General features: G+C 45.9%; 8 protein-coding genes. 1 reads left to right on the forward strand and 7 read right to left on the reverse strand.

Annotated elements, in window-relative coordinates:
* Window positions 1–2: 2 nt before the first annotated feature.
* From HNP76_RS13820 to metK, 7 genes are all read right to left on the reverse strand, one after another.
* A complete protein-coding gene (locus HNP76_RS13820) occupies window positions 3–1109 on the reverse strand; it encodes an LPP20 family lipoprotein (protein WP_184661562.1) in 1107 nt (368 codons plus the stop codon).
* Window positions 1097–2608 (reverse strand): COG3014 family protein, encoded by a 1512-nt coding sequence (locus tag HNP76_RS13825; RefSeq protein WP_184661564.1) that lies wholly within the window; start codon window positions 2606–2608, stop codon window positions 1097–1099. Before HNP76_RS13825 ends, HNP76_RS13820 begins: the two co-directional genes overlap by 13 nt.
* The gene (locus tag HNP76_RS13830; RefSeq protein ID WP_184661566.1) at window positions 2608–3207 is read right to left on the reverse strand and encodes a penicillin-binding protein activator LpoB; all 600 of its coding nucleotides are present in this window, start codon (window positions 3205–3207) and stop codon (window positions 2608–2610) included. The genes HNP76_RS13825 and HNP76_RS13830 overlap by 1 nt, the downstream gene beginning before the upstream one ends.
* Before the next feature lie 62 nt (window positions 3208–3269).
* Window positions 3270–4589 (reverse strand): MATE family efflux transporter, encoded by a 1320-nt coding sequence (locus HNP76_RS13835; RefSeq protein WP_246462674.1) that lies wholly within the window; start codon window positions 4587–4589, stop codon window positions 3270–3272.
* Window positions 4590–4642: 53 nt separating this feature from the next.
* Complete coding sequence (locus HNP76_RS13840; RefSeq protein ID WP_184661570.1) at window positions 4643–5551, reverse strand: mechanosensitive ion channel family protein; 909 nt, start codon at window positions 5549–5551, stop codon at window positions 4643–4645.
* A 103-nt stretch (window positions 5552–5654) separates the two neighbouring features.
* Complete coding sequence (gene nth / locus HNP76_RS13845; RefSeq protein WP_184661572.1) at window positions 5655–6293, reverse strand: endonuclease III; 639 nt, start codon at window positions 6291–6293, stop codon at window positions 5655–5657.
* 71 nt (window positions 6294–6364) lie between these two features.
* Complete coding sequence (gene metK, locus HNP76_RS13850) at window positions 6365–7546, reverse strand: methionine adenosyltransferase (RefSeq protein WP_184661574.1); 1182 nt, start codon at window positions 7544–7546, stop codon at window positions 6365–6367.
* A 317-nt stretch (window positions 7547–7863) separates the two neighbouring features.
* On the opposite strand from metK, the gene HNP76_RS13855 reads away from it, so the two are divergent.
* Window positions 7864–8700, forward strand: a complete 837-nt coding sequence (locus HNP76_RS13855; RefSeq protein WP_184661576.1) for a PD-(D/E)XK nuclease family transposase — start codon at window positions 7864–7866, stop codon at window positions 8698–8700.
* The last annotated feature ends 92 nt before the right edge of the window (window positions 8701–8792 follow it).

An 8792-nucleotide genomic window follows, 5' to 3' on the forward strand; every position in this document is an offset into this window, starting at 1 on the left:
CCTTAAAAAGCTGCAAAATCTCCAAGATACTTTTCAAAAGACTTGGCAAAGTCGCCCTTGATTTTGGCAGAAATCTTCTGCTTAGCCCGGATTTCCGCATTCTGATAAGTTGGCGAACCTTCGCGGCCGGTAATGCTGAGCGGAACCAGAGTTTCACCTGAGTAAGTGTCGTTCAAGGCACATTCAGAAGCGTACTCACAGAATTTTGTCTTTTCGTTGGAACTTGTTGATTCTGAAAAATGATTCTTGCAGCTGATTACATATCGTTCGTTTGAGCCCAGGGTCGTGTTAAAGCCGAAAGAACTCATGACTTCCTGGAAAGCCTTTGCAATGCGGCCGTCAGCATCTTCATCAACAAGGACACAAACCGGAATTTTTGCCGCCATTTCCATCTTAAGCTTGTGGATTTGAACCGGCGTGCTTATCGAAGCAAAATTCTGGGCAGCAGGAGGATTTAAAATCGTGAGGCGTTTCAAATAGCCCTCGTTGACTTTTGCAACTTCTTCCGCAAAATCAAGACGAGAGAAGTTGAGCATGTCGTTAGGCTCCTTGCTGGCCTTAATCTGAGAAAGAATCGAGTTGATTTCCTTTTGATTTTTTTCAATCATTGATGAATAAATCTGAGTTCCCTTTTCCCGGCTCATGACAGCCAGGGCATACCATTTTCCCTCTGATTTTGACTCAAAGAATTCCGGGATTTCCACCGCAATCACATCATTCTGACTGACTTCGCGAAGAATATCCTGGCCAAGTGCCGATTCGTCGGAGAATTCAGCAACGGCACCGGCTTTCTGGGCTTTTTGCATTCTTCTTGATGAAGCCGAAGCCGACGTAACGTTCTGCCCGAAAATTGAGACAAGCTCGTTAATGGCATCGATTTCAGCAGCTTTTTTGTCAGCCGCAAAACCTGTCGAACTCAGATAGTCAGCCTTTGGATAGGCAGAAGAAGGTCCTGTAACCCAGTCAGGAATTCCCTTTGATTTGCCCGCAGAGCCGGAAGCTTTGGCAGCGTTTCCAGATGAACCGCAGCCTGCCAGAGCAAGGGAAAGCAAAAATGCGAGCAAAGATTTTCTTATCAGATTTGAGCTATGAGATTTTACTTTTGACATGATGACTCCACTAAAACGGTTTTACCATTTTTGACTTCGATATCTTTAAAGGCTTCTTCCTTTAGAAGAGTGCCGTTTTTTGCAAAATACTGAACTTTGAAAGAATATTTTCCAGCCGGAAGCTCAATTCCACCCGCATAAGCCTGGGCCGGGAGAGCGTAAACCTGACGGATATCAGCGGTTTCGGTTCTGTCAATCTGGTCAGCAGCCTTAGCCGCACTCAGATAGGTCGTCGCATAGGCCGCAATTGTAAAAAGATTTTCCTCTTTGTTGACGGCTTCCTCTGCCAGAATCAGGGTGACTGTGGCTCCTGCGACCGCCGTAAATTTTTTGACCATACTTCTCTTTACGCTTCTGGAATATGAAGCCCTGGCCTTGGAATTTACGTCCTGCTTAACTGCATAATTGAAATCCTCGAGAAGCGAAAGACTGACGTTTTGAGAATTATTCTTGCCGTCGAAAACAATTCGGATAGAATCAACGGTATTTTCCGGCATCTTTATGATTTCATTTTTGCCCGGATAAATCGTAAATGAAGGTCCCCAGCCAAAAGTCGGCATAACCTGGGGCTGCAAAATTGTTTGCGGAGCCGGAAATTCAGGATAAACGAATTCCAGATCAAAAGCAGGAATATAAACAAAATGCCTGCCAGTCGGGAACTGAACTCCAGGGAAAGGCCCGATAATCAGGCGCCTCTCGCCCCGCCTTCCAATCAAGCCGGTAAAGGCAAGAACGTCGAGCCGCCCCATGCCGTCAGAAATTGAAGACTCAGCAAGGACATCGAATTCCGGATTGAGGGCCTTTAATGTGCGGGAATCAGCCGAAACGTTCCAGCTGTTGTTCACGCTGTCATCCATCATCGCAAAAACAATGCTCAGATAGCGGGCCGTAGCAGAATCACGGAAAATGTCTGCCTCACTTGGCTTTTTGGGAAGATTGTCGGTAATTTTTGAAGAGTCGAGGCGGAGTTTTTTATAGGTGTCGGAAATTTCAAGCTGGCTGTCATCATTTTTAATCCATTCGCCATATTGATTCAAATAATTCCGCTGCTTTTCATTCAGGCGACGGACTTCAACAGCCGCCTCTTCAAGATCACCTTTATTGTAATAATTAAGCGCGTTAAAAACGTTGATATAAATGTATTCGTAAGCATTGCCTTTATATTCTGCCGCGTTGTCATTGGCGACCGCAGACGCAAAGCCCTTTGTGATGCTTTCTGTAACTGCATCGTCCATGAGTCGGTCAGTGCTGTTCAGAATCGAAAGAGAAGAATCATAATCTTTCTGATAATGCCGGATCATAGCGAGGTCAAAATTGTCGCGGATCCGGTCATTATTCTTTTCCTGAGCATTTCGCTTTTCCAGCTCCGAAATGCAGGGCTTGTACTCCCCAGAATCAAGATGTTCCAAATACTGAGGAAGGGACATCGTTGAACCGCAGGAGATTATTGTACCCAGCAGGGGAAGCAGTAAAAAGCCTGGAAAGGCAATTCTTTTCATTAGAGTTTCTTAGATGCTTTTTTAACGTATTTGCTGATTGTCTTTTCACCCTGCCAGAGGATTTTGTTTGTCTCGATGTCAATCAGCTGAGCGTCAACCTGATATGTGCGGACTGATTCACGACCTTCCTGGTCAACGTGTGAAAGAACAGTTCCCTGAAGCATGAAGTCTGCTGCAAGTTCGTTTCCGATTGATTTTGCTGTCTCGTAAGCATTTTCTGCCTGGTCATTCTTTTCGGCACGAAGCTCAAGGCGCTGCTCACTGTCTGCAACGAATTCCATTGCACCGCTGTTGATGATCGCTGTCTGGAAGCGTTTTGCTACCATTGCAGTATCGATGTGCTCGCTGCTCTTGTTTGCGATTTTTCCGACAATTGCAACTGGAAGACGGCCCTTTTCAGCCTCAAATTTTGAAACGCGTGGAGAAGCTGTACAGCCGGCAATCAATTCCTCACAAACCATTTTGATGTCGTTCTCGTTCCAATAGCCGGAAAGGTCTTTTACATCAGCACCAGCTTCATAGCGGTCAACCTGTGTTGAACCACAAGAAATCAAAGTAACAGCCGCAAGAGCTGCAAGAATCAAGGCAACTTTTTTCATTTTAATACTCCTTAATAGAACCTTAAAAATTAGAGCATATTATATCACAATGGAAATAGAATTTAAATAAGCTTTTTATCAAGCCACTTGTTTCTATGGAAGCGCACTCCAAAGCACAAGCCCCGGAATACCCAGTCAATGTACATGCCGAACCATACTCCGTAAAGCGCAAGAGCCGTATTCTCAGGGAATTTATATAGAAGATATTTTGAAATCAGGAAGCTGAAGAGAACGCGGAAAAGCCACATGCTGATGTTTGAGACAATCATCGTGAATTTTGCATCCCCCGAAGCGCGAAGGATATTAGGCAAAGTGAAAGACATCGGCCAGAAGAAAATATTCGCCACCATACAGGTTCGGATTACACCGGTTGAAAGGATTCTCGCCTCATCAGAAAGATTGAATGCCCGGACAAGAAGAGGGGCCAGAATGAAAATCGCCGTCGCCACAGTGAACATGCCGATGTAAGCCTCTTTCATCAGCTTGCGGCCGTAAGACTTAGCCTGCTGCTTTTCGCCCGCACCGATGCACTGACCGATTACAGTTACGCTTGCCAAGCCGATTGCCTGTGCCGGAATGTTCGAGAAGCTTGCAATCGTGTTCGTGATTGCATTTGCTGCGATTGCCGCCAGACCGAAGCCCGACATAAACGAATAGACCAGGATTTTTCCGATATGGAAGACCGAATTTTCGATTCCGCTTGGGATTGCGACCTTGAGGATTTTTCGGATCATGTCAAAGCGGATTTCGACTTTCCAGAGTTTTTCGAGATAGATTCTACCGCTGTTTTTTGCCGAAGGACGGGCCAGAAGATAAATCATTACAAAGGCGGCAATCATCCGGCTGGCAAGAGTTGCAATTCCCGCACCGGCGACACCGATTTTCGCCCCGTAAATCAAAAGAGCGTTTCCGGCAATATTCGTTGCGTTCATGACCAGACTGACTTTGAGTGAAATCTTGCTGTTGCCCATCGAACGGTAAAGGGCCGCACAGGAATTGTAAACCGCAAGGAATGGAAAAGAAAGCAAAATCCAAACAAAATAAACGAGGGCATTCTGCATGACTTCCTCGCCTGCACCACCGTAAATCCAGTTCAAAATCAAACGGCGAAGGGGAAGACAAAGTGCGATAATCAAAAGGGCTACGAAAAGCGACATGTAGAGAAGCTGCCGGGCCGCAGAACGAGCCTTATCATCAGATTTGTGGCCCAGATACTGGCTTGAAACGACGGCACCTCCGGTCGCAAAAGCCGCAAAAAGCTGGATGAAAAGCTGGGTAAGCTGGTCAATGAGCGAAACGCCTGAAACCCCCGCCTCACCGACGGAAGAAACCATGACGGTATCACAGGCACCAATAGTCATGGCCAAAAACTGCTCAGCCACAAGCGGCAGGATGAGACGACTTAAATCTTTTCTAGAAAATAAATTATTGTCCACTATGCTTTAAAAGAAAGTGACGGAACGGTTTTGTCCGTGAGAACAGAAACATCCACGCGGTTGAACGGAATGTTGATGCCGTTTTCGTTGAAGGCTTTGACCACGTTCCTGCATACTTCGGTTTTGAGATCGAAGAAATTCGGACGCTCGCACCAGACGATAAGGTTCATTCCGATTCCAGAATCGCGGCAATCGGTAAGAAGGACCTTTGAGTCGTAGTCAGGATTGTTCTTTATAACGAATTCACATTTTTCAGGAACGCTTTTGAGAACTTCGACGGCCTTGTCCAAATCAGTTGAATAGTCAACGCTCACGTCAAAAACATAGCGGCGGTAATCGTAAGTGGAATAATTTTTGAGCTTGGTGTTGATGATTGCCGAGCTTGGGATGCGGATAAACTGATTGTCCGGAGTGTGAATCCAGATTGAAAGCAGGCTGACCTTATCAACCGTGCCCGAAATTCCGTCAACTTCGATAAAGTCTCCGATTTTCATGGTTTTTTCGGTGAGGATAAAAACGCCCGAAATCAAGTTGCTTACGGTTGTCTGGGCTGCAAAGCCGATTGCAACACCGGCGATACCCATGGCTCCCCAGATTGCGCTAAGGTTGATTCCGAAGAGGCCCAGGACATAGAGCACAATAAGAATATAAAAAGAATAGCTGAGGAATTTTGAAACCGTTTTGACGGCAGAAGATTCAAGTCTTTTTGAAACCCCTCGAGTAACAAAAGCACGAATCAAGCGGTAAATGCCCCAGAAAATCAAAAGGGAAATCAAGCCTGTTGCAAATTTTATAATGTGGGCAGGCTCCTTCACATAATTTACGATTTCATTGACGTGAAAGAAATTCTGCATCTGATTGACGGTTTCATTGGCAACGTTCATTGCGCCTTCTGCTACATCGTTCATAAAATCTCCTTATGGGAGGGGAAAGCCTTCCCCTGCGCGCCCACTTCGTTGGTCGCTACCCCTTCACCTAAGGGGCACGCCCCTTAAAATCCCCAATATTCTATCACAATTCGCGGTTCAAGCAAATGTCGGAAATTATGCAAATTCCGCACTTTGGGCTGCGAGCCGTGCAGACATAGCGGCCGTGTAAAATCAGCCAGTGGTGGGCGTGCTCCATGAACTCGTCCGGAACCCGCTCCAAGAGGGATTTTTCCACCTTTTCCGGAGTGTCGCCCTCCGCAAGCCCGATTTTCGGCGCGATTCTAAGCAGATGCGTGTCCACCGGCATCGTGTGCTCACCCCAAACCACATTCAGCACAACGTTGGCAGTTTTTCGCCCGACACCCGGAAGACTCATCAAATCTTCGCGGCTCCGCGGAACCTGGCCTCCAAAATCAGAAATCAGTTTCTGGCAGAGACCAATCACATGCTTAGCCTTAGACTTGTAAAGCCCGATTGACTTTATGTAGGGAATCAGCCCATCCTCCCCCAAATCAAGGATTTTCTGCGGAGTGTCAGCCACCTTGTAAAGTTCACGAGTCGCAATGTTCACGCTCTTATCAGTAGCCTGAGCACTCAAAACCACCGACACCAAAAGCGTAAAAGGCGAAGTCCACTCAAGTTCCGACTTGGGATTTTCGTTCTGAGCCTTAAACCGAGAAAAAACTTCAATAATCTGTTCGCGTGAAAGAAGATTGGACATATATTATAGAACATTTTAGCACAGGTAGGAAAAATAAAAAACCTCGCCATAACGACGAGGTTCAAATCAACTTATTTTACAGCAGCCTTGAGCTCTTCAACTTTGTCAGTCTTTTCCCAAGAGAAGCCGTCGCGGCCGAAGTGACCGTATGTACTTGTTGCACGATAAATCGGGCGGCGCAAGTCCAGAGTCTTTTCGATTCCGGCAGGTGTGCAGTCGAATACTTTCTTTACAGCCTCAACGATTTTTGCATTCTCGACCTTTTCTGTGCCGAAAGTCTCAACCATTATTGAAACCGGGTGCGGAACACCGATTGCGTAAGAAAGCTGGATTTCTGCCCTTTCTGCAAGGCCAGCCGCAACGATGTTCTTAGCGATGTAGCGTGCCATGTAAGCAGCCGAGCGGTCAACCTTTGAAGGGTCTTTTCCAGAGAAAGCACCGCCACCGTGACGACCTGCACCACCGTATGTATCAACGATGATTTTGCGGCCAGTCAAACCAGCATCTCCGTGAGGACCACCGACTACGAAGCGGCCTGTCGGGTTGATGTAGTATTTTGTCTCGCTGTCGAGCAAACCTGTAGGCTCAAGAACAGGCTTAATAATCTGCTCGATGATAGTGTTTTTGATTGTGTCGTAATCAACTTCAGGATTGTGCTGGTGGCTTACGACAACTGCATCGATTCGGACAGGCTTGTGGTTTTCGTCGTATTCGATTGTAACCTGAGATTTTGAATCCGGACGGAGCCATGCGATTGTTCCGTTCTTGCGGAGCTCAGCGGCTCTCTTCAAGATTTTGTGTGCGTAGACCAAAGTTGCCGGCATGTACTCAGGAGTTTCATTTGTTGCAAAGCCGAACATGATTCCCTGGTCGCCAGCACCCTGCTGACCTTCGTACTCTTTGAGGCCAGTTCCAACGACACCCTGATTGATGTCAGGTGACTGATTGTGAATTGTGTTCAAAACAGCCATTGAATCAGCAGAAATACCGAAATCCTCGTCAGTATAACCGATGTCACGAACTACCTGGCGAACGACTTTCTGGAAATCAACGTCTGCGTGAGTTGTGATTTCACCGCCGACTAAAACCATGCCGGTCGTAGCATAAGTTTCGCAAGCAACGTGTGAAGAAGGATCGACTTCAAGACATGCGTCAAGAATAGCGTCAGAAACCTGATCACAGAGTTTGTCAGGATGGCCTTCGCTTACAGATTCTGATGTAAAAAGATAGTGATTGTTAGATAAGATAGACATAGACGTCTCCTATTTAGCAAGATTCAGCCGCCCATACGGGCAAGCCCCCAGTCCGCAAGTTGGATAAATCAACTGGTTATTCCTTTATCACTAAATAATATAATGAAAAAAGAAGGAAAAAACAAGAGAAAAGGGATTTAATCAAGATGAAGAAAAGCCCATCAAAGACTAAGAAATTCCCACAAAATTTTAGAAAGCGCAATTTTTTTTGGAATTTTCTGACTTTTTTCCAATTGCATTGCCGAAATTGCAAAAATTTTGGCAATTAATATGTGTAAGAAAAAAGAGCTTACACATATTAATTCAAAGGAGTTCGCATGAAAAATACAACTACACTTCGTCCTTCGCCGACCGCCCTGCTCGATCCAAAATGCGACAGTTCGTTTAAGGCAATGTTTGCCGCCGACACGGAAGATTCCAACAAGGCCCTGAAAGACTTTATCTCCACAATTCTGAACCGGAATATTGTTGACCTTGAACTCATGCCTAACGAGCCAGCATCAGAAGTTAAAGACCAAAACCAGATGAGTTTTGATGTCAGCGTGAAATTTGATGATGGGGAGCGGATTGACCTTGAAATTCAGTGCAGAAACAGGGAATACGACTACGCCGCACGCGCAGAGATTCAGGCAGCACGACTTTTAAGTTCATCCAACCGCAAGGGCGACAACTGGAAGACGCCCCCGGCCTATCAGATTTCCGTGCTGAATTTTCATTTCAGCGATGATGACTTTCCGCCACTTGAGTGGTACAATATGAGAAGGACGGACGGTAAAAAGCTTGCTGGCAAACTGAATGTCATTTTCTTCGACCTGATAAAAATCCACAAGCTCATCGGCACACCGCCCGAAAAACTTACAAAGCTTGAAAAATGGGGACTCTTTCTTTCTTATGCCAGTGACGAGCGCAAGAAAGACTACATCGAAAGCCTCATAAAGAGCGAGGAAGGCCTTATGCATGCAAAATCATCACTTCTAACTGTAAGTCAGGATGAAATCAACTGGGCTATCGAAAATTCCATTCATACGGCAATCTGCGACTATAACACGCAAAGGCTGAACTTTCTGGAAAAGGAACGGAAAGCCGTCGAAAGAGGAATGGCTCAAGGAATGGCACAGGGAATGGCCGAAGGACGTGCTAAAGGACTTACCTAAAATATACCCCAAATGGTAGACACATTTAGAAGAAGGGATCCATAAAAGTAGACACTAAAATAAAAGGGAAAATCCCAAATAGTAGACACTTA

The organism is Treponema ruminis (genome assembly GCF_014201975.1).
Taxonomy (GTDB): Bacteria; Spirochaetota; Spirochaetia; order Treponematales; family Treponemataceae; genus Treponema_D; species Treponema_D ruminis.

What these genes read in the sequence shown, in the direction of transcription:
- HNP76_RS13820 (WP_184661562.1), bottom strand. Translation starts at nt 1,109, where the DNA reads ATGTCAAAAGTAAAATCTCATAGCTCAAATCTGATAAGAAAATCTTTG.
- HNP76_RS13825 (WP_184661564.1), bottom strand. Translation starts at nt 2,608, where the DNA reads ATGAAAAGAATTGCCTTTCCAGGCTTTTTACTGCTTCCCCTGCTGGGT.
- HNP76_RS13830 (WP_184661566.1), bottom strand. Translation starts at nt 3,207, where the DNA reads ATGAAAAAAGTTGCCTTGATTCTTGCAGCTCTTGCGGCTGTTACTTTG.
- HNP76_RS13840 (WP_184661570.1), bottom strand. Translation starts at nt 5,551, where the DNA reads ATGAACGATGTAGCAGAAGGCGCAATGAACGTTGCCAATGAAACCGTC.
- nth (WP_184661572.1), bottom strand. Translation starts at nt 6,293, where the DNA reads ATGTCCAATCTTCTTTCACGCGAACAGATTATTGAAGTTTTTTCTCGG.
- metK (WP_184661574.1), bottom strand. Translation starts at nt 7,546, where the DNA reads ATGTCTATCTTATCTAACAATCACTATCTTTTTACATCAGAATCTGTA.
- HNP76_RS13855 (WP_184661576.1), top strand. Translation starts at nt 7,864, where the DNA reads ATGAAAAATACAACTACACTTCGTCCTTCGCCGACCGCCCTGCTCGAT.